The following is a 21,547-nucleotide window of genomic DNA, read 5'->3' as shown; positions in this document are numbered from 1 at the left end:
GAAAAGACTATGCGCTATCTGCACACGATGGTCCGAATTCGCGACATCGACGAATCTCTCGATTTTTATGTAAACAAACTCGGCCTCGAAGAAATCCGCCGCACTGAAAATGACAAAGGCCGCTTCACGCTGATTTTTCTCGCTGCGCCCTCCGATACGGATCGGGCGAAGGCAGAGCGGGCGCCGGAACTGGAACTCACCTTCAACTGGGATCCGGAGACCTATACGGGCGGCCGCAATTTCGGCCATCTCGCCTATATGGTCGATGATATCTACACTACTTGCCAGAAGCTGCAGGATGCAGGCGTCACCATCAATCGTCCGCCGCGTGACGGGCACATGGCCTTCATCAAATCGCCCGATGGCATTTCCATCGAACTGATCCAGAAAGGCGACCGTCTGGCGCCGCAGGAGCCTTGGGGTTCAGCCGAAAATATCGGTAGCTGGTAACAGAGCATGTCTCCCGAAAGTGGAAACCGGTTTCGGGAGAAAGACATGCGAAAAACAAAAAGCCCGGTCTCGCGACCGGGCTTTTTCTTAATTCTGAACAATTATTCCGTTCCCTGAATGGCTGCGAGAAGCCATTCGCCGCCATCCGTGCGAGTGAACGTCCAGAGCTCGACGCTTTCCACCGGCTCATCCGGATTGCCTTCGACGACAGCGCCGGTATTGCGATCCAGCATCACGTCGATCGCCGAATAGCGGATTGCAACGGTTGCGTATTCGACATCGCCTTCGCGCCATGCTTCGGAAACGTCGCCCTGCAGAAGCTTGACGTCCTTCACTTCGTTGCGCATGCCGCTGGAAGCGATCTCGCCCAGTTCTTCGGCCAGATAGGACATGGCTTCCGGGGTAGCGAGCTTGCGCAGCGCTGCATAATCCTCACGGCCATAGGCGGTCTGGACTTCAGCAAGCATCTGTTCGAAACGATCCAGATCCTCCTGACCGACATCCATCGGTTCATCTTCAACCGCCGGAGCGGCGGGAGTAACAGGAGCGGCTGCCTGCTTGGTCTCGAACGGGTTCACCGAAGGCGTACGACCACCAAAACCGGCCTGTGAACCAGCTTGCGGGGCTGCGGTCTTTGCCGCACCGAAAGGCTGCGCGCCTGTGTTACCGGCGCCCGCCGCTGCAGGCTGGCGACGATTTGCGAACATACGCATGACAAACATCGCAATGAGCGCGATCACCGCAACCTGCAACAACAGGCCGAACATGCCGGCAAGACCGCCAAGGCCGTTGCCGAGCAGCATGCCGATCAGACCGCCGACGAGAAGACCGCCCAGCATGGAGCGACCGAAGTTACCGAACATACCGCCGGAACGCTGTGCCTGCGCAGCATTCTGCGTGCCTGTTGCGCCCGGACGGTTGGTCTGCGTCGCGCCGGTATTCGGCGTCATCGAACGTTCCATCGGTGCGGCATTGTTAGGTGCAGTGCGCGTCGGCGCTGGCGCCTGATAGGTGCGCGCGCCACGGCTACCGAAACCACCACCGCCCGCACGGCGAGCCTCGGCGAAATCGACCGCAGCAAAAGAGGCAATCAGCCCCAATACCATTGCAGCTGTCAGTTTGGTCAGGCGGCTTCCGGAACCCGGCATCGGTTTCTCCCACTTAGAGTCATGTCTGAATGTTTAAATCAGTGCTCATATGGGAATTCGCCCCCACACCTCACAAGAGCGTGAAGACAAAAAATCCAGAAATTTCAAATGGACCCAGAACCTTCAAACGAGCCGGGACTTTAAACAGGCAAAGCGGCATCCAGAATCTGTATCTGAGGCGTGACCGAGCCATTCCAATGATTTAGTGACAGATTGCCTGCCACATGGACGCTCTGACCGATATTGTTGAACAGGAACCGCCCCAGATCGCCTTCCGCCGCCCGGAAGGCGATGGCATTGACGCGCTTTCCATCCGCGCCACGCAACGCGACACGCACATGATCGCGCCCCACGCCACGCACATCGGCCAATATATGATGCGGCAGCGCCAATATGGGCTGCGGATGCGCAGAACCGTATGGCCCAGCCTTCTGCAAGGCTTCATAGAGCGACACTGTTGCGCCCGATGCGGCCAGCGCGCCGTCGATGGACAGGCTCTGGTTCTCGCGCAAGCGCGAAACGATATGCGCCGATTCTTCTTCAAGATAAGCCCGCAACGCGCCGAGATTTGCGCGCTCGATGGTGATACCGGCCGCCATGGCATGGCCACCACCCTTGACGAGCAGCCCGCGTTCCACCGCGCCCCGCACCAGCTTGCCGAGATCAAGCCCCATGATCGAGCGACCGGAACCCGATCCGACACCATTGGCGTTGAAAGCAATGGCAAAGGCTGGCCGCCGAGCCTTTTCCTTAAGCCGCGAGGCCAGCAACCCAACGATACCGGGATGCCAGCGGTCACTTGCCGTCACGATCACCGATGCGCCCGCACCGCCGGATATTTCCAGCGAAGCTTCCGCTTCCGCCTCCATAAGCATCTCAGCTTCCATGGCCTGACGCTCCTGATTGAGCCGGTCAAGTTCCACGGCAATACGATCCGCCGTTGCGGGATCATCCAGCGTCAGCAATCGAGCGCCAAGCCCCGCATCGCCGATACGCCCGCCAGCATTGATGCGCGGCCCGATAAGATAGCCGAGGTGAAAGACATTGAGCGGTTCGCCAATGCGGGCAACGCGCGCCAAAGCCGCAAGGCCGACATTGCTCTGCGACCGCGCAACGACCAGTCCTTTGACGACGAAAGCGCGGTTCACGCCGGTCAACGGCACCACATCGCAAACCGTTGCCAGCGCCACCAGATCCAGCAGGGAAAGAAGATCAGGGCCTGATCCCTTGCCGCGCTCACGCAGGATTTTGGTCACCTGTGCCAATGTCAGAAAGACCACGCCTGCGGCACAAAGATGCCCCTGCTGCGAAATATCGTCTTCCCGGTTGGGATTAACGATAGCCATCGCATCTTCAGGCAGATCGCCGCCGACCTGATGGTGATCGAGCACGAGGACATCCGCTCCAGCCTGCTTGGCGGCTGTAATCGACGGTGCGCTGTTGGTGCCACAATCGACTGTGACGATAAGGGTCGCACCCTTGGCGACCAGATCGCGCATGGCATCGGGATTGGGGCCGTAACCTTCAAAAATCCGGTCGGGAATATAGATGGAGTGCTGAATGCCGTAATGTTTGAGAAAACGCGCCATCAAGGCGGAAGAACACGCCCCATCGACATCGTAATCGCCAAAAATGGCCACGGTCTCGCGACGCAGAATGGCATCGGCAATACGGCTTGCCGCATTTTCCATATCTGTGAGCGTCGCCGGGTCGGGCATGAGATTGCGCAGCGTCGGATCGACAAATTCCGGCGCGTTTTCTACCGACACCCCCCGCCCGGCAAGCACGCGTGCAACCAGATCGGAAATGCCGTGATGCTGCGCAATGGCAAGCGCCGTATTGGCCTCACGCAGGCCAAGCCGGTCTACCCATTTCTGTCCGGTTGCGGATTGTTTTATTCCGAGGAAAAAGCGCTCTGTCGTCATAAGTTTCTAAAGACACAAAAGGCGGCAAACGGTCAAGACAGACGATTTTTATCTCGCCAATCAGCAGGACTAAGCGACGTCACCCGTCGAAACTCGCGATTGAAGTTCGATTTGGTCTGAAATCCGGATTCAAACATTACAGCCGTTATAGAAGTGCCGGACTTTTGAAGCCGCCGACAAGCTTCGGCAATTCTATAGTCATTGATGAAGCGGGAAACATTCTTGCCTGTCAGCCGATTGATGGCTCCCGATATTTGACGTGTCGGAATGCAGGCGCGCCGCGCCAACCGCGATAGCGTCAGGTTCTCATCGAGAAAAAGTCTTTGCTCAGTCAAGAGCGCTTCGATCTTGTCCAGAACATTGCGGTCTGCTTCCGCGTTTGGTTCGGGTGGTGCTGTTTCAAAATCCAGTTCCGGCGCGACTTTCGCGCGGGCTGCCACCAACGCTGTCAGGCCGATGAGAAACAGACCCAATAGATTGCCATTGCCGATGATCGCAGCCGCAGAATCGCCTTTCTGCCATTGGAAATCCAGAACCACCACCAGATCAAACAAGGCAGAAAGGCACAGCGATGCAGCAGCAATGACAAGAGCCCGATGCGCTGCCATCGCACTATCCAGGCGTGCCGCATCCAATGCATCTGGACCAGAGCGCCCAAGCAACAACAGGGCAAATGCATAGCCAACGTAAAGTCCAATCAGCGCCAGATCGATCAGACCCGGTGCAAAATATACAAGTGCAGCAACACCAAATGGCGGCAATACGTGAAACCAGCCAAGAACGCTATCGCCTGCTTCATCCCGATGGATCAGGCTTCTGAAACTCGTGAGCGTCAGCCCCGGCAAACAACTGGCCAGAACAGGTAAAACATAGCGGAGTTCTGTAACGCCATAACCCCAGCGCAGTCCTACAATGAGGGATTGCAAGGCACTCAATCCCAACACGAAAAGGAAGGGGCGGTTCGCTCCGTTCCAACCGAAACGGTGCAGCAATACGGCCAGCAGTAACAGAAGCAAAAGTGTGGAGACGAATGGCAAAGGAATGAAAATCATAAAGCACACACGATCAATATGCAGACAACCGATCATGGCCGAAATCGCGATTAGAAACGACCTGAATCATGATTAAGGACGCAACTCTCGCGAAAACAGGTGACGTTTTCCGTGTTCTGTCAACCACGGGAGATAACCATGTTTCGTTTTCATATCGTCAGCGCCCTTCTCACCCTTTTTATCGCCGTACCCAGCCAGGCCCATGATGTCGGCCAGCGAGAAATCAAAATCAGCGGCGCTGAACCGGGCCGCAATCTTGAAGTCAGTGTATGGTACCCAGCCGCAATCGATGGCAAAGCTACCCTTATCGGGGACAATATAATTTTCAAAGGCGCTCCGGCTGTAATCGACGCCACACCGGAAAAGGGTAGCTTCCCACTGCTTGTCATGTCGCATGGCTCCGGCGGCCGCGCTCAGGGTATGGCCTGGCTTGCAACCGAACTAATCAAGGCAGGCATTATCGTCGCGGCCCCCAATCACCCCGGCACGACCAGCGGTGATTCCACCCCACAAGACACGCCGAAAATCTGGCAACGCACAGGCGACCTGTCAGCAGTAATCGATACGATGACTACAGATCCCGCATGGAGCGGAATAATCGACAAAAACAAGATTAGCGTTCTCGGCTTCTCGCTCGGCGGCGCCGCAGCAATGGAAATTGCGGGGGCAAGAGCCAATCTCGAAGCTTATGCCCGTTATTGCGACACCTACGGCAAGTGGGACTGCGCATGGTATGCTGGCGGCGTCGGCTACCGAGATGATAAGCAGATAAAAGTCGATAAAGTCGATCTACGCTCAGTGGACAAGAGCCGCTTCGAGCAATCCAATCTCGACCGCCGCATCGCGTCAGCCATAATGATCGACCCCGGCCTCGCGCAAGCTTACGATGCACAAAGCCTTGCATCGATTTCAATTCCCATGAGCTTCATCAATCTTGGAGAAGTTGAGACAATCCCTCCGGGAGTGGTTGCCGATAAGCTGGCATCGATCACACCGCAGGGAACTTATGTCACTGTCGCTGGCGCAACCCATTTCAGCTTTCTGCCCGAATGCAAGAAAGGCGCTGCAGACCGGCTCAAATCTGCGAGTGAGGTAGACCCCATTTGCAGTGACGATGCCCGCCGTCCGCGTGCGGACATCCACGCGGATATCACAAAGCTGGTTCTGAAAGCATTGCAGTCTATGCCCAAAACCTGAGATAACGAGAACATGACAAAGGCGGCATTTTTGCAATGCCGCCTTTGACTATTCTACGCTCAATCCTGCCAAGATTTAGGCTGAACCGTTCTCGCGCAATCCCCTAGAACTTGGACAGATCCTGATGCCTTGCCTTGATTTCACGCACCGTCTGCGAGCTTGAACGCATGACGATAGTGTGCGTCTGGATATAGTCGCGGGCAAACTTCACACCGGAGAGCATGTTGCCATCCGTCACGCCGGTAGCGGCAAAAAGCACGTCGCCCTTGGCCATTTCTTCCAGAGAATAGACCTTCTTGGGGTCCGCAATGCCCATCTTCGCGGCACGAGCGATCTTTTCATCGGTATTGAGCTGAAGGCGGCCCTGCATCTGGCCACCAATGCAGCGCAGTGCTGCCGCAGCCAGAACGCCTTCAGGCGCGCCGCCAATACCGATATAGATGTCGATACCGGTTTCGTCCGGGTTGGTCGTATGCATCACACCGGCCACGTCACCGTCGCCGATGAGGCGGATGGCAGCGCCGGTCGCCCGCACTTCCTCGATCAAACGGGCATGGCGCGGGCGATCCATGATGCAGGCGGTGATTTCATTCGGCTTCACGCCCTTCGCCTTGGCGACGGACATGATGTTGTCCGTCGGGCTGGCATCAAGGTCCACGACGCCCTTCGAGTAGCCCGGACCAACGGCGATCTTTTCCATGTAGACATCAGGCGCATAAAGCAGATTGCCCTTCTCGGCGATCGCGATGACAGCAAGCGAGTTCGGCAGATTCTTGGCGCAAATCGTGGTGCCTTCCAGCGGATCAAGCGCGATATCGACGTCCGGTCCCTGCTTGGTGCCAACTTCTTCGCCGATATAGAGCATCGGCGCTTCGTCACGCTCGCCTTCACCGATAACAACCGTTCCGGCGATCGGAAGACGGTTCAATTCCTGACGCATGGCATCGACGGCGGCCTGATCAGCAGCCATTTCGTCGCCACGGCCACGCAGCCTCGCCGCGGCGACCGCTGCACGCTCGGCCACGCGGACCAGTTCGAGTGTGAGAATGCGATCCAGTCCCTGGGCTAATCCATGCGGGTGCTGCTCTGCGGTCTTGGCCATTTGAACAAAGTCCTGAATTCGAATTGCGTGGACGCGGCACATGAAGCCCGCGATTGCCGCCTCTTATAGCGACACTGTGCAAACCTTTTGTCAAAGTCCCCCGCCCCCTGCAAGGGCGAGAGAGCTAAAAACAATGTACGCTCAAACTCTTAATCGATTTAAGCTATACACGCTTCGTTTCATGTCCGGGCCGGATGTGAACGCTCACACCCGACCAGAAGTTGCAGAAATTGTTAAACAACCAAAAGATGTTGCGGGCAATCAGCTTCCGATTCCATCAAAGAAAAACTCCGGAGTTTCCACTTCGACCAGCTTTTTTCTTTCGATCATCCAGAAACGGTTGCCGACATTGCGAACAAAACTACGGTCATGCGAGACGATCAGGCTCGCCGCCTCGTTGCGCAGCAGTTCCACCTCCAGCGCTTCCTGACCTTCGATATCGAGATGATTGGTTGGTTCATCAAGAATATAAAAGTTCGGATTGGTCAGTCGCAGAACCAGCATGGCAAGTCGCGCCTTCTGCCCGCCGGACAAACGTTCCAGCGGTTTGGCTTGCATTTCAAGCGTCATGCCCGCCCCGGCCAGCAAGGATCGCGTCCGCTGGTCGCCAATATCGAACCTTCTTGCAATCGTCTCGAATGGCGTCCAGTTCGAGCGAAGTTCCGACAGGGCCTGATCGCTATATCCAAGCACCAGTGACGGCGTTGCCTTGATACCGGCTTGTGCCTGATCCGGCGCAAGGATGGCCTCGCGCACGAGCGTCAGCAACCGAGTCTTGCCCATGCCATTGGCCCCCAGCAGAACAATACGGTCGCCGGGATTGATCCAAAGCTGTCCTGTCTTGAAGAGACGCCGCCTATCGGGCGTGGCAATTTCGACCTGATCGAGAACAACCAGTGCCTTGGCGTGGCTGCCTCGACTGCTCAGTATGATCTTGCCGGCAGAGCGTTCCACATGCCCCGCCTTGGCGCTTTCCTCGATCTTGTCGGCCCGCGCTTTCAACTGCTTGGTCTTGATCACGAGCAGATCACTACCCGAATTGATGCCAATATTGTTGAGCTTCGCCGCCTGCTTGCGCAACTGCTGGACTGTTTTCATGTCCTTTTCAAATTGCCGGGCATCGGCCGCGTCGATTTCATCAAGCGCAACACGCGCCTGACTATATGGCAAGGCGAAAACCGGTGATTTTTCCGCCCGCAGAAACAGCGTTCGCTTCGTAACCGCATCAAGGAAAGCGCGGTCGTGACTGCTGACGACCACCGCAACCGAACGCGGCAGCGCATTCAGCCAGTCTTCCAGCAACCGCACTTTTTCAAGGTCCAGATGGTTGGTCGGTTCGTCGAGAAGAAGAACATCAGGTTCGGAAACCCAAGCGCGCGCCAGAAGTGCAAGCCGCTGCCAGCCGCCGCTTAACTGCCCTATGGGGCGCTGCCGCAGTTCTTCGGTGACGTTGAGGTCATCCAGCACGATATCGGCGCGCCAGCTTTCATAATCGCGCGCTTCTTCGTCAAGCCCATCCAGCACAACCTCATAGAAACTGCGGTTCAACAGGTTTTCGGGCACATACTGGCTGACATAGCCGATCTTCAACCCGCGCGACTGCGTGATGGTGCCAAGTGTCGGATCGCCCTCCCCGACAAGGAGACGCAGAAGACTGGTCTTGCCGCGCCCGTTGGCAGCGACAATGCCAAGCCGCTCGCCCTCGCCTATAACGAGATCGAGATTGGCAAACAGAGGTTCATGAAGGGTCAGGGAAAGATTCTGGATAGAAACAAGAGACATGGCAATCAGTCCAATTCTGCCACGCACGAATGCCCGGTTTCCAAACCGTGACACGAATAGATGTGCTGGCGAATGTCCGGCAGCGGTTCAACGACCGCGCCTTCAGGAAAAGGCAGAATAAGACAGTGATTTCAGTCTTTTTCCGCCCTGCACAAGTTACTTATGCAGGGCAAAATCGGGGCCGTGCTGACGGTGATGATCATGACGCGTCACATACATCATACAGCCCTCCTTTTCCTATTTTGTCTCTTGAAACGAATTAAGCCGGATCAAATCCGACCCGGCTTTCATAACAAAGGTGAATCCAACCTGCAAGAGAGGCAGTCACGCCGGTTCTCACCCGGCGCGTTCGATGCGGATCATCTGCGGTTTATCGACCAGATGATCGTCCTTGAGGATTGCTTCCAGCGCCTTCTTGACGGCTGCTTCAGTCGTCTCATGCGTGACGAGGATGACCGTCTTGATGCCTTCGTTGGCTGCGCCATCCATTGGTGGACGCTGGACAATCGATTCCAGCGAAATATCGTTTTCAGCCATGCGCTTGGCAATGGCCGCAAAAGCGCCAATACGGTCAAGGACGGTCAGGCGGATGAAGTAACCGCCCGCGTGCTTGCGCATCTTGGCGCGCTTGTAAGGCTGCAATGCCTTGGCAGGCGTGCCGAACACCGGACCATGCTGGAAGCCCGGACGGCTCTTGGCGATATCCGCAACATCACCGATCACGGCGGAAGCCGTCGCATTGCCGCCTGCACCGGGACCGGAAAGCAAAAGCTCGCCCAGAAGATCGGTTTCGATTGCCACGGCGTTGGTGACGCCATGAACCTGCGCGATGACCGACGAGGTCGGCACCATCGTCGGGTGCACGCGCTGTTCAATGCCCGTATCGGTCTTCTGCGCGACGCCCAGAAGCTTGATGCGATAGCCGAGTTCGTCGGCAGCGCGAATATCGGCCAGCGAAATATTGCTGATGCCTTCCAGATAGATATCGTCGGCAGCGATCTGCGTACCAAAGGCAAGGCTGGTCAGGAGCGCCAGCTTGTGCGCCGTATCATTGCCTTCGATGTCGAACGTGGGATCAGCTTCGGCATAACCGAGGCGCTGCGCGTCCTTGAGACAGTCTTCAAACGAAATACCCTCTTCCCACATCCGGGTCAGGATATAGTTGCAGGTGCCGTTCATGATGCCATAGACGCGCGAAACCGTATTGCCGGTCAGCGATTCACGCATCGCCTTGATAACCGGAATGCCACCCGCAACAGCCGCTTCGAAATTGAGCAGAACGCCCTTGTCTTCGGCGATCTTGGCAAGCGCAACGCCATGGCGTGCAAGCAGGGCCTTGTTGGCGGTCACGACATGACGACCGGCGCGCAGAGCCGCTTCGACGGAAGCCTTGGCCGGACCGTCCTCGCCGCCGATCAGCTCGACGAAAACGTCGATATCGGCAGATTTGGCCAGTTCGACCGGATCGTCGAACCAGGCAATACCGGAAAGATCGATACCGCGGTCCCGCGTGCGGTCGCGGGCGCTGACCGCCGTAACCGTTACAGGCTTGCCGCACTGGCGCGTGAGCATTTCGGACTTGTCACGCAGGATACGCAACACCGAAGCACCAACGGTGCCGAGCCCGGCAACGCCGATCCGTAATGCATCACTCATTATATCGACCTTCTGTATGGAGTGGCTTATCGGGTGGGATGCCACGGGCTGCATGATGCTGCCCGTAGCCTTTTGAAATATTATCCGCGACGACCTTCGAGCGGTATCACATTCTGCAGGTTCTCATCCTTGGTGGAGAGGAACCGCTTGATGTTGCGCGCTGCCTGACGAATGCGATGTTCGTTCTCGACCAGCGCGATACGCACATAATCGTCGCCGTGTTCGCCAAAACCAATGCCCGGCGCAACGGCCACATCGGCCTGCTCGACCAGAAGCTTGGAAAATTCGAGTGAACCCAGTGGACGGAAGCGTTCAGGGATCGGAACCCAGGCGAACATGGTTGCCGCTGGCGGCGGAACATCCCAGCCCGCCCGACCGAAGCTTTCGACCAGCACGTCGCGGCGCTGTTTATAGACATTTCGCACATAGGCGATGTCCGAACCGTCACCATTCAGCGCTGCCGTCGCGGCAACCTGGATTGGTGTGAACGCACCATAGTCGAGATAGGACTTCACGCGGGTAAGAGCCGCGATCAGGCGCTCATTGCCAACCGCAAACCCCATACGCCAGCCCGGCATGGAAAACGTCTTCGACATGGAGGTGAACTCCACCGCCACATCCATGGCGCCCGGCACTTCCAGCACCGATGGCGGCGGATTGCCATCGAAGTAGATTTCCGAATAGGCAAGGTCCGACAGGATGACGATGTCGTGCTTGCGGGCAAATGCGACGACATCCTTGTAGAAATCAAGCGTTGCTACATAGGCCGTCGGGTTGGACGGGAAATTCAGGATCAATGCGATCGGCTTCGGGATCGAATGCTTCACGCCGCGCTCAAGCGTCGGAATGAAGGTATCATCCGGCTTGGCCTGAACTGAACGGATCACCCCGCCTGACATGATGAAGCCGAAGGAGTGAATCGGATAGGTCGGATCCGGGCACAGAACCACATCGCCCGGCGCGGTGATGGCCTGCGCCATATTGGCGAAACCTTCCTTGGAACCGAGCGTGGCAACGACCTGCGTATCGGGATTGAGCTTCACACCGAAGCGGCGCGCATAATATTGTGCCTGCGCGCGACGCAGCCCCGGAATCCCCTTGGATGAGGAATAACGATGCGCGCGCGGATCCTGCACGGCCTCACACAGCTTGTCGACAATGTTCTGCGGGGTCGGCAGATCGGGGTTGCCCATGCCCAGATCGATGATGTCGGCACCCGCCGCTCGCGCCGATGCCTTCAGACGATTGACCTGTTCAAAGACATAAGGGGGCAGACGACGGACTTTATGGAATTCTTCCGACATGATCCTGTTCCAGTGGAGGGTTGAACGTAATGGCGCGTATGCGCCGCAATGGAGCTATACACCTGTTCTCGAATCGGGTCGAGACGTGTTGCCGCGTCAAAGAACGCAGATTTCGTCTTTAGAGCACATCCCGAAAAGTGTGAAACGGTTTTCGGATAAGATGCGCGCCAAAAACCAAGGAAGAGGATTTACTCTTCCCCGCTTTCGATCTGTTTCAGGGTAGCGTCCGTTTCCTGCTGCGCCTGCTGACGCAAGCTCGCAGCCTCGGCGGGCGTGAAGCCGGCGCCGGTGCCTCTGGATGCCGCCAGACGCGTGCGGTCGGCATCAAGCTTGGTTGTAAGCTGCTGCTTTTCTTCTGCGGTGATCTGCGTGGTCGCAGCCTTCGGCATATGGCCGAATGTGGGGAAAACACCGGTGCGCGAAGCACCTTCCTGCGGCGTACCCTGAAACTCTTTTCCGCCCGCGCATGCCGTGAGCATCGCCGCCGCCGTTGCTGCCAGCAAAAGATTGGCGATCTGCCGCGTGCGATTGGTCATGTTTCTGTTCCCGGTTAATGCCGCATAAGGTGCTGTTGGCCACAACACCAGACAAAGATAAAGCAATTGCGAAGGGATAGCACCAAGTCGAGGCACCCTGTCAACAAGTGAGTGATGTAAATCGGAAATTCGCCTTGCCGTGAAGCCGGATCAGAGCTCGCAGACTATCGTGCGCGACGGATAAGAACGGTGAATGTAACCAATGGTTACATAAAGTAATATTTCGTTATTGGCGAATATTCCGCACGGACCGCGAAGTCTTTTAACTCTAAATGCGCATCAATAGTTGCGCTCGGCGATTAAAAAACTTAAAAATTGGTAACCAATTGCCAATCAGGCGATTTGTCCAATACAGCGAAATGACAGTCATAACTCTGAAGTGACCATCATAACACGCTGATATTTCTGAATTTCTCTCCCGACACGAACAGTCGGGAGCTGTGGGGACGATAGCCATCAGGGATGATGTCAGCCTCGCACGGGAGAGCCGATCTCCCGAAACCAGGTAGGCTCGAATGGATTCGGGTCGCCAAACTGGTCAGGGAAATCGAGCTGGAGCAGACTGTTGAAATTTGCGCATTCTACACACCGGACCACCGGCAGGTTTCTTTCAGGCAGCGTGGCTTTGCTTGCGCTTCTTGTCACGTCCTGCACGTCAACCGGTACAGGCCTTGACGGTAAGCCGCTCCAGATGACCTCTGCAACCGGTGGCTCCATGATTGCGGACACATTGCAAAGTGCCGCCGATCAGACAGCTGCCGCAGAAGCGACGGCTGCAACTCCGTCAACAGAAGAGAAAAAGGCCGAAGCCAAGCCAGGCGAAACTAAACCCGCCACAGTGGCTGAAGCGACAAACACCAATAATAAAGAGCAGGCAAAACCGGTCGAGACTGCAACTGCCACGGAACAACAGCCGGCACAGATAGCAGCCCTCGCCCCGCAGCAGCCGAAAAGTTCATCGCTTTTCGGCATGTTCGGTGGCAACAAGCCCGCTGAACCTGAACCTGCGCAAGCCGCAGAACAGCCTGCGGCAGCCGCTCCAGCTGAAACCGCGAAAAAGCAGCAGGAACCGGCAAAGGACGAAAAGCCTGCAGAAACACAGCAAACCGCAGCGGCAAAACCTGCCGAAGCTGAAAAGCCCGTTCAGGTCGCTTCATTGTTCGGCTCCACGAAGAGCGCTTACGCCTCGCCGCAACGCCCAACGGCTTCGCAAGGCAGCATATCCCGACTTTTCTCGGACGAATCGGCCGGAAAACACTCAGACAGAACCGAAAACAAGAAGCTTGCTGTCGCCAAACCGGTTTCGCCATCTGCGAAGCATGAATACAATTATTCGCTGCCGGGCGTGCGCCCCAATGGCGGCGTTGAAATCAAGCATCGCAACAGTCTTTATGACGATAGCGATATTGACGCGAACGAAGATGATGAATTTGCGAGCGTAACACTTGCTTCGGCTCCGGGTCTTGCCCGCCTTGCGCCCAATGGCCTGAAAGTACAAAGACAGACCGTGGATGTTGCCTGTCTCAAGCCGCAACTCGTATCCATGCTGAAAACCATGGAGCGACATTTCCGCCGTCCGGTAATGGTAACATCGGGCTATCGCAGCCCGTCCTATAACCGCAAGGTCAATGGTGCCCGCAAATCGCTCCATATGATTTGTGCAGCCGCAGATATTCAGATCGACGGCGTTTCCAAGTGGGAAGTCGCTCGCTTCGCCAGGTCCATGTCGGGACGTGGCGGCGTGGGCACCTATTGCCACACGACTTCGGTTCACGTCGACGTTGGGCCGGAACGCGACTGGAACTGGCGCTGCAAGGGCTAAAAAGAGGCGTCCCAAGGATACACGGAAGCCGGATCATATGATCCGGCTTTTTCTTTTGTCTTTATATTCAAGGAAATAAGGAATCCACCCGCCGAAGTTTTCCCCATTTTTGCAGTACATTCGATTTTTTTCAGAAAAGTGTTTTTTGGGCTTGCGAGTCAGAACCTTCCTGAATATAAGCCCACTCACACCAGCAGGCGCCCATCGTCTAGCGGTTAGGACAGCGCCCTTTCACGGCGCAGACAGGGGTTCGATTCCCCTTGGGCGTACCATTGCTGGTTTTTCTTTTTCCCTTATAATTCAATCCATTAGCGCCTGATTGGCGCCGTTTCGTGCTGCCTGAACTTATTCACAGACAGGTGAAAAAGGGGCTTGCATGTCAGAAATTTCCTGACTATAAGCGCCCCACACCAGCAGGCGCCCATCGTCTAGCGGTTAGGACAGCGCCCTTTCACGGCGCAGACAGGGGTTCGATTCCCCTTGGGCGTACCATTGCTGGTTTTTCTTTTCCTTTAGAATTGACGCAAATATTACTGGCTGAATTGCCAGGATGCTGTTACGCGCCGGGCTGCAACCTTTTCGAAAGGACAGCATAATGTCGAAAGCAACAGCAATCGTTCCCACCGCCCATGCCAGCCGCTACCTTCAGCAGCTCTGCAAACATTGGGCGCACAAATTCGCAGTCGAATTCACGCCGGAACACGGCACCATCGATCTCGGCGAGAATCGTCTCGTGATTCTCGATGCCGATGCGGAAAAACTGACCACAACGGTTGAAACCTCGGAAGAAAACCTCGCTCGCCTCGAAGAGGTCGTGGCAAGTCACGTCGTCCGCTTCGCTTTCCGCGAGGAACTCGTCTTCAATTGGGTAAAACAGTAACACAAGCGGGGCGGCGTTTACCCTATCTGTAAAAAGCCCGCAAATTGCCCGGAATAGCCATTATCGCATCACAATCCGGGCAAATTCTCCCGCGAAATTCTTCCCAACTTCGAACAAGTGATTTGATGGGGACGAATAATGACAAGCGAAACAAGAACCACCCTCACCTTTCTCGGCGCCGGCCTCGTTGCAGCTGCAATGGTTCTCGGTGCGGATATGAGCTGGGCCGACGTCGTTAAGGCGCTGTTCTAGGCCAACTGCTCTCGTTCACTGACTAATTTCGCAACGTAATCAGAAAAGCCTTTCGCGCACGCGCCGAACTACTCTAAATCGGCACATGATTTTTCAAACACCTTTGGTTACCGGCAGGCTGGAACGCCGCTACAAAAGATTTCTGGCCGACGTCACACTTGACGATGGGCGCTTCATCACTGCTTCCGTGCCCAATACCGGTTCCATGCTCGGATTGACCGCTCCAGGTTCCCGCGTCTGGCTGAGTGTTTCGGATGCCCCTCACCGCAAATATGCCCATACGCTGCAGATCGTCGAAGCGGATAACACACTGGTCGGCGTGAACACCGGCTTGCCGAACAGGATCGCCGAAGAAGCAATCCTCAAGCGTCTTATTCCTGGCCTCGCAGGATATGCCAGCCTCAAGCGTGAACAGAAATATGGCCGCAACTCGCGCATCGACCTTTTGCTAGATGACGGCCCGCGCCAGCGAGCTTATGTCGAGGTCAAGAATGTACACTTTATTCGCACGCTCGGATTGGCGGAATTCCCCGATACGGTGACGGCGCGAGGCGCAAAACATCTTGATGAACTCGTCGACGTTGTTGCCGCTGGTCATCGGGGCGTGATGCTGTTTATTATCCAGCGAAACGATTGCAGCAGATTCAGCATTTCGGGTGATCTTGACCCCACTTACGCACGCGCTTTTGAACGTGCGCGTGCAAACGGGGTTGAGGCTTGGGCCGTTCGGTGCCACATAACGGACAAAAGCATTGATGCCAGTGAGCTGGTGCCAATTGAGTAGATTAAGACGGATCGAGTGATGGTAACCTATATCGAAGCAACAAGCGCACCCATGAAATATACGGGCCAGATCAGGCTCTATGGCCCCGAGGCTTTCGAGGGTATGCGCACGGTCTGCAACCTGACGGCACGCTGTCTCGATGCCCTCAACGATATCGTCAAGCCGGGCGTGACCACCAATGAAATCGACCGCTTCGTGTTCGAGTTCGGCATGGATCACGGCGCGTTTCCGGCAACGCTGAACTATCGCGGCTACACGAAATCAACCTGCACGTCGATCAATCACGTCGTCTGCCATGGCATTCCGAACGAGAAGCCACTGCGCGAGGGTGATATCGTCAATATCGACGTGACTTATCTCCTTGATGGCTGGCACGGCGATTCAAGCCGCATGTATGCGGTAGGCGAAATCAAGCGCGCCGCTGAGCGGCTGCTTGAAGTCACCTATGAAAGCCTTCTGCGTGGGATTGCCGCCGTAAAGCCTGGCGTGAAAACCGGCGCTATCGGCGCCGCAATTCAGACTTTTGCCGAAGGCGAGCGCTGCTCCGTTGTGCGCGATTTCTGTGGTCACGGCGTAGGGCAGCTGTTCCATGATGCGCCGAATATCCTCCATTACGGCACGCCGAATGAAGGTGTCGAGATCAAGGAAGGCATGATCTTCACGATCGAGCCGATGATCAATCTCGGCAAGCCGCACGTGAAGGTTCTCGCCGACGGCTGGACCGCGGTTACCAGAGACCGTTCGCTGACGGCACAGTATGAACATACGGTGGGTGTTACGAAGGATGGCTGCGAGATATTTACACTCTCTCCGGCCAATGTCTTCGGCCCATCTTCCATGAGATAACGGCGAAGAGATATCGCCTCGATAATTGTCTGGTCTGTTTTTGCGGGGGTTTAAACAGGATGGCAAAGAGCAAGAATGAGCCGGGTAACACTGAGTTGCCCGGGTTCAGTGATACACTTCAACTGACGCCGAAGATCGACAAGCCGCATTATGCCGGGCATCGTGATCGTCTCAAACAGCGCTTTCGAGATACTCCCGATGCGCTGGCGGACTATGAACTGCTCGAAATGTTGTTGTTTCGCGCCATTCGCCGCGCCGACACCAAACCGCTCGCCAAAGCTCTGCTGATGCGGTTCGGCTCGATTGCCGAAGTACTGGCCGCCCCCGAAAAGCTAATTGCCGAAGTTCCCGGCGCCGGTCCTACTGTGGCGCATGAACTCAAGCTTGTAGAGGCTGTCGCCAAGCGAAGTGCGCGCAGCACCGTCATGGAGCGCGAAGTACTTGGCTCTTGGAATAAGGTGATCGAATATTGCACCGCGGCCATGGCTTACGAGACCCGCGAGCAGTTCCGCATCCTATTTCTCGACAAGAAGAACAAACTGATTGCCGATGAAGTCCAGCAGACGGGCACGGTGGACCACACGCCGGTCTATCCGCGCGAAGTGGTCAAACGGGCTCTGGAACTCTCCGCCACCGCCATTATTCTGGTCCACAACCATCCTTCCGGTGATCCCACACCAACGCGCGCCGACATCGATATGACCAAGCAGCTCGTCAACGCTGCCAAAGCACTCAACATCACGGTGCATGATCATATCATTGTCGGAAAGCACGGCCATGCCAGCTTCCGTGGACTGGGATTGATCTAACAAAAATTTCCGCATCCAGCAGTTACCGATTGTTAAGCATAGCGCGAAGAATGGTTGCGCATTGCATGGAAATCGCTCGAATTTTCTTAAATTTGGACACAATCAGAGGTGAGACGAGAGCCAGTTCGAAGGCACGGCCTTTCGATGGGTATAATGAATTCAGGCATGTTTCCCGCCAGCGTTTCCAGACGGGAAAATCGGAGTAAAAAATGTTGAAGCGTTCTATCACCGCAGTGGCGCTGGGCGCCGCAATCGTTGCTTTTGCTGGTTCGGCTTTCGCTGCCGACATGATGGGAGCAACCGACTATTCCTATAATGATCCTGTCGCCGCAGGCCCGCATGACTGGTCCGGCAACTATGTTGGCGCACAGGTCGGCGCTTCTTCGTCCAGGGTCCCCGGTCCTTTCACCAACCGCACTGGTGCTCTTGGCGGCGTTGTCGTGGGCAAAAACATGCAGAGCGGCAATGTCGTGTTTGGCGGAGAACTCGAAGGAAACTTCGCCGAAGCCGAACATCGCATCGGCAATGGCGGCAGCCTTCAGCAGTCATGGAACGGCAATGCCAAGGGCAAGGTCGGCTATGCTTTCGACAAGACGCTCGTTTACGGCACGGCTGGTTACGGCGTGACCCGCTTCAAGGCCAAGGACAACACCACCTCGGCTCCGGGCTGGGAAGGTGGCGCACTGGTTGGCGCTGGCGTTGAACAGGCCCTGAGCGGCCCGCTTTCCGTAAAGGCCGAATATGACTTCCAGCGCTTCAACGACGTGAAGTCCCGCGTCAACGGCGTGGAGCAGCGCAACAATCTGAAGAACCATTCGATCAAGGCCGGTCTGAACTACAAGTTCTAGGCCTCGTGATCCGATGCGAAACTTCATTCTGTTTTAGCATCAAGCAATTCTGCATTTGCACAAAGGGCTGCGCTTCATAGCGCAGCCCTTTCGTTTTGCATAAATTTATCTTCATTTCGCAGTCTGACTACGTCATTCGATGGCTTGACTCCGACAGGCACTAACCGATTATAAATTGGTAGTGGAAGTGCGGGGAACAATAAGAGCGAAAAGCTCAACCACCATATCGGGAGGTTATCTTACCTTGCCGTGTTGTCTCCTCGCGCCTGAACACTTGGATATGTGGCTCTGCTGTCGCAGACCATGCAGTCAGGAATGAAAGAATGCAGCGCGTTTTTGACGGACACAACGATGTCCTTCTGCGGCTTTGGGAAAATGCCCGCAAGGGCCAAGACCCGATCAAGGAATTTATCGACGGGACGGATATCGGCCATATCGATCTGCCCCGTTCGCGCAAAGGCGGTCTCGCCGGTGGAGTATGCGCCATCTACATACCTTCGGGCGAGCATATCGAACTGGGCAAGCCGGATGCCAATGGCCACTACGAAACGCCGCTTTCAGTGCCGCTGGAACGTAGTTCCTCCCTCGACATAGCTCTCGAAATCGCAGCCATCGCGTTGAAGCTGGAAGCTGCCGGGGGCTGGAAGCTCTGCCGCAACGGTCGTGAACTCGATGAAACGCTGAACAGCGACACATTCGCCGCCGTGCTGCACATGGAAGGCTGCGAAGCCATCGATGCCGATCTGGCTGCTCTTGAGGTCTTTTATGCTGCCGGCTTGCGTTCACTCGGACCGGTTTGGAGCCGCAACAACGTTTTCGCTCACGGTGTTCCATTCGCATATCCGATGGGCCCCGATACCGGCCCTGGCTTGACCGATGCAGGCAAGCGCCTGGTCAAAGCGTGCAACACCAAGGGCATTCTGATCGACCTGGCGCATATCACCGAAAAAGGTTTCTGGGATGTGGCCAAACTGAGCGATCAGCCGCTGGTCGCCAGCCATTCCAACGCACACGCCCTCACCCCCGTCGCCCGCAACCTGACCGACCGTCAGCTTGATGCGATCCGCGAGAGCAAGGGTCTTGCCGGACTGAACTACGCCACGACAATGCTGCGCGCGGACGGCAAGGAAGACGCCAACACGCCGCTGTCCGATGTAGTTCGCCACGTGGATTACATGGTTGAACGCATGGGCATCGACTGCGTAGCGCTCGGTTCGGACTATGACGGCGCAACAATTCCAGCCGAAATCGGCGATGCCGCAGGCACGCAAAACCTTGTCGATGCACTGCGAAAAGCGGGCTATAGTGAACAAGAGCTAGCAAAACTTTGCCAGGACAATTGGGTACGGGTTCTGAAACAGGCTTGGCACGAAGCGGCCTGATCTGGTGCGCATCCCGAAAAGTGTGAAATGGTTTTCGGAATAAAATGTGCGAAAAAACAAAGACAAAATCCCAAACAAAATCATAGGAAGGGGACTCTCAACATGATGCATTTCGGACGTTTTCGTATTCTGGCGGCGGGTGCAGCACTTGCCGCGGTACTGGCCGCAAATCCAGCCTGGTCGGCCACGCCAGCCGACACGCTGGTTCAGGCATGGGCCATCGATGACACGATCACGCTGGACCCGGCAGAATCTTTCGAACTGAGCCCGGCCGAATTCATCGGCAACGCTTATGACATGCTCGTTCGCCTCGATATCAACGACACGTCGAAAGTCATACCTGGCGTCGCCGAAAGCTGGACTGTTTCCGACGATGGTCTCACCTATACATTCAAGCTGAAGAAGGACATCAAGTTCGCTTCCGGCAACCCGATAACGTCTGCCGACGTGGCTTATTCTTTCGAACGCGCTGTGCGTCTCGACAAGAGCCCGGCTTTCATCCTGACCCAGTTCGGCCTGACCAAGGATAACGTCAACGAAAAGGCGAAAGCCGTAGACGACACTACCTTCGTCTTCACCGTCGACAAGCCATATGCGCCAAGCTTTGTGCTGAACTGCCTGACCGCGACCGTTACTGCCGTCGTCGACAAGAAGCTCCTCGAAGAACACGCCGAGAAGGTTACGCCGACCGACGACTACAAATACGACACCGACTATGCCAACGCATGGCTTAAGACCAAGTCGGCAGGCTCGGGCCCGTTCACGATCCGCGAATGGCGCGCCAATGAAGTCGTTATTCTGGAACGCAACGACAATTTCTACGGCGAAAAGGCAAAGCTCAAGCGCGTTTTCTATCGTCACGTCAAGGAAAGCGCGACGCAACGCCTGATGCTTGAATCCGGCGATGTCGATGTGGCACGCAATCTGGAACCGGGCGACTATGAAGCCGTTCTGAAGAACGACAAGCTGACGACCGCCAGCGCTGCCAAGGGCACGGTCTATTACATCAGCCTCAACCAGAAGAACGAAAACCTGGCCAAGCCGGAAGTTCGCGAAGCGTTCAAATATCTGGTCGATTATGATGCAATCGGTTCGACCCTCATCAAGGGCATCGGTGAAATCCGCCAGACCTATCAGGCAAAGGGCGTTCTTGGTTCTCTCGATGCTGCACCCTACAAGCTCGACGTCGCCAAGGCGAAGGAACTGCTCGCCAAGGCAGGCCTGAAGGATGGTCTCTCAGTCACGTTCGACGTCCGTAACGGTCAGCCGGTCACCGGCATTGCCGAATCCTTCCAGCAGACCGCTGCTCAGGCTGGCGTGAAGATCGAAATCATCCCCGGCGACGGCAAGCAGACGCTGACCAAGTATCGTGCCCGTAACCACGACATGTATATCGGCCAGTGGGGCATGGACTATTGGGATCCGAATTCCAATGCCGAAGCTTTCACCAGCAACCCGGATAACAGCGACGACGCATCGACCAAAACGCTTGCATGGCGCAACGCCTGGGACATTCCTGAGCTGACCAAGCAGACGCAGGCAGCTCTTCTGGAACGCGATAACGACAAGCGTGCTGAACAGTACAAGAAGCTTCAGCAGGAAGCTCTCGACCAGAGCCCGTTCGTCATGCTGTTCCAGCAGGTTGAAGTTGCCGGCATTGGCGGCAACGTGAAGGGCTACAAGCTCGGCCCGACATTCGACTCCAACTTCCTGGCGACCGTTAGCAAGGAATAGTCGGCCACGCTTTAGCGCACAAACTCTTCCAAGCGCTG

General features: G+C 56.1%; 18 protein-coding genes and 2 tRNA genes. 12 read left to right on the top strand and 8 right to left on the bottom strand.

The annotated features are described in order from the left end of the window. Window positions 1-9 precede the first annotated feature (9 nt). Window positions 10-450 carry a VOC family protein gene (locus AAE521_RS12700; RefSeq protein ID WP_342061464.1) on the top strand — a complete coding sequence of 147 codons (441 nt, stop codon included), beginning with the start codon at window positions 10-12 and terminating at the stop codon, window positions 448-450. A 101-nt stretch (window positions 451-551) separates the two neighbouring features. Here AAE521_RS12700 and AAE521_RS12695 read toward each other — a convergent pair whose 3' ends face one another. From AAE521_RS12695 to AAE521_RS12685, 3 genes are all read right to left on the bottom strand, one after another. After that, on the bottom strand, window positions 552-1,598 hold the full coding sequence (locus tag AAE521_RS12695; RefSeq protein ID WP_036585264.1) for a Tim44 domain-containing protein: 1,047 nt from the start codon (window positions 1,596-1,598) through the stop codon (window positions 552-554). A gap of 140 nt (window positions 1,599-1,738) precedes the next feature. Then, window positions 1,739-3,523: a single-stranded-DNA-specific exonuclease RecJ gene (gene recJ, locus AAE521_RS12690; protein ID WP_342061463.1), complete on the bottom strand. Its 1,785-nt coding sequence runs from the start codon at window positions 3,521-3,523 to the stop codon at window positions 1,739-1,741. Between the two features lie 32 nt (window positions 3,524-3,555). After that, complete coding sequence (locus tag AAE521_RS12685) at window positions 3,556-4,575, bottom strand: helix-turn-helix domain-containing protein (protein WP_342061462.1); 1,020 nt, start codon at window positions 4,573-4,575, stop codon at window positions 3,556-3,558. 138 nt (window positions 4,576-4,713) lie between these two features. On the opposite strand from AAE521_RS12685, the gene AAE521_RS12680 reads away from it, so the two are divergent. Then, on the top strand, window positions 4,714-5,772 hold the full coding sequence (locus tag AAE521_RS12680) for an alpha/beta hydrolase family protein (RefSeq protein WP_342061461.1): 1,059 nt from the start codon (window positions 4,714-4,716) through the stop codon (window positions 5,770-5,772). A 103-nt stretch (window positions 5,773-5,875) separates the two neighbouring features. Here AAE521_RS12680 and glpX read toward each other — a convergent pair whose 3' ends face one another. The 5 genes from glpX to AAE521_RS12655 all read right to left on the bottom strand — a co-directional run bounded on the left by glpX (window position 5,876) and on the right by AAE521_RS12655 (window position 12,152). After that, the gene (gene glpX / locus AAE521_RS12675) at window positions 5,876-6,874 is read right to left on the bottom strand and encodes a class II fructose-bisphosphatase (RefSeq protein WP_342061460.1); all 999 of its coding nucleotides are present in this window, start codon (window positions 6,872-6,874) and stop codon (window positions 5,876-5,878) included. A 261-nt stretch (window positions 6,875-7,135) separates the two neighbouring features. Next, window positions 7,136-8,656: an ABC-F family ATP-binding cassette domain-containing protein gene (locus tag AAE521_RS12670; protein ID WP_342061479.1), complete on the bottom strand. Its 1,521-nt coding sequence runs from the start codon at window positions 8,654-8,656 to the stop codon at window positions 7,136-7,138. 336 nt (window positions 8,657-8,992) lie between these two features. Continuing rightward, window positions 8,993-10,312, bottom strand: a complete 1,320-nt coding sequence (locus AAE521_RS12665) for a homoserine dehydrogenase (RefSeq protein WP_010659878.1) — start codon at window positions 10,310-10,312, stop codon at window positions 8,993-8,995. Between the two features lie 80 nt (window positions 10,313-10,392). Then, window positions 10,393-11,616 (bottom strand): LL-diaminopimelate aminotransferase, encoded by a 1,224-nt coding sequence (locus tag AAE521_RS12660; protein WP_010659877.1) that lies wholly within the window; start codon window positions 11,614-11,616, stop codon window positions 10,393-10,395. Window positions 11,617-11,804: 188 nt separating this feature from the next. After that, window positions 11,805-12,152 carry a hypothetical protein gene (locus AAE521_RS12655; protein ID WP_010659876.1) on the bottom strand — a complete coding sequence of 116 codons (348 nt, stop codon included), beginning with the start codon at window positions 12,150-12,152 and terminating at the stop codon, window positions 11,805-11,807. Window positions 12,153-12,717: 565 nt separating this feature from the next. On the opposite strand from AAE521_RS12655, the gene AAE521_RS12650 reads away from it, so the two are divergent. The 10 genes from AAE521_RS12650 (at window position 12,718) to AAE521_RS12605 (ending at window position 21,509) form a co-directional block, all read left to right on the top strand. Then, the gene (locus tag AAE521_RS12650; protein ID WP_071630112.1) at window positions 12,718-13,974 is read left to right on the top strand and encodes a YcbK family protein; all 1,257 of its coding nucleotides are present in this window, start codon (window positions 12,718-12,720) and stop codon (window positions 13,972-13,974) included. 197 nt (window positions 13,975-14,171) lie between these two features. Continuing rightward, a tRNA-Glu gene (locus AAE521_RS12645) sits at window positions 14,172-14,246 on the top strand. Between the two features lie 145 nt (window positions 14,247-14,391). Beyond that, window positions 14,392-14,466, top strand: a tRNA-Glu gene (locus AAE521_RS12640). A gap of 103 nt (window positions 14,467-14,569) precedes the next feature. Next, complete coding sequence (locus AAE521_RS12635) at window positions 14,570-14,854, top strand: DUF2218 domain-containing protein (RefSeq protein ID WP_010659874.1); 285 nt, start codon at window positions 14,570-14,572, stop codon at window positions 14,852-14,854. Between the two features lie 337 nt (window positions 14,855-15,191). Then, complete coding sequence (gene sfsA, locus AAE521_RS12630) at window positions 15,192-15,890, top strand: DNA/RNA nuclease SfsA (protein ID WP_342061459.1); 699 nt, start codon at window positions 15,192-15,194, stop codon at window positions 15,888-15,890. 18 nt (window positions 15,891-15,908) lie between these two features. After that, window positions 15,909-16,736 carry a type I methionyl aminopeptidase gene (gene map, locus AAE521_RS12625; RefSeq protein WP_010659871.1) on the top strand — a complete coding sequence of 276 codons (828 nt, stop codon included), beginning with the start codon at window positions 15,909-15,911 and terminating at the stop codon, window positions 16,734-16,736. 59 nt (window positions 16,737-16,795) lie between these two features. Further along, window positions 16,796-17,545, top strand: a complete 750-nt coding sequence (gene radC / locus AAE521_RS12620; protein ID WP_342061458.1) for a RadC family protein — start codon at window positions 16,796-16,798, stop codon at window positions 17,543-17,545. 209 nt (window positions 17,546-17,754) lie between these two features. Beyond that, complete coding sequence (locus AAE521_RS12615) at window positions 17,755-18,393, top strand: outer membrane protein (protein ID WP_012091886.1); 639 nt, start codon at window positions 17,755-17,757, stop codon at window positions 18,391-18,393. Between the two features lie 323 nt (window positions 18,394-18,716). After that, a complete protein-coding gene (locus tag AAE521_RS12610) occupies window positions 18,717-19,775 on the top strand; it encodes a dipeptidase (protein WP_342061457.1) in 1,059 nt (352 codons plus the stop codon). 102 nt (window positions 19,776-19,877) lie between these two features. Continuing rightward, window positions 19,878-21,509: an ABC transporter substrate-binding protein gene (locus AAE521_RS12605; RefSeq protein ID WP_342061456.1), complete on the top strand. Its 1,632-nt coding sequence runs from the start codon at window positions 19,878-19,880 to the stop codon at window positions 21,507-21,509. Window positions 21,510-21,547: the final 38 nt, after the last annotated feature.

Origin of the sequence: Brucella cytisi (genome assembly GCF_038433355.1) — a bacterium.
In the GTDB taxonomy this organism is placed as follows: Bacteria; Pseudomonadota; Alphaproteobacteria; order Rhizobiales; family Rhizobiaceae; genus Brucella; species Brucella cytisi.
Note: the sequence above shows the minus strand (reverse complement) of the source record. Positions and strands in the feature narration are given on the sequence as shown.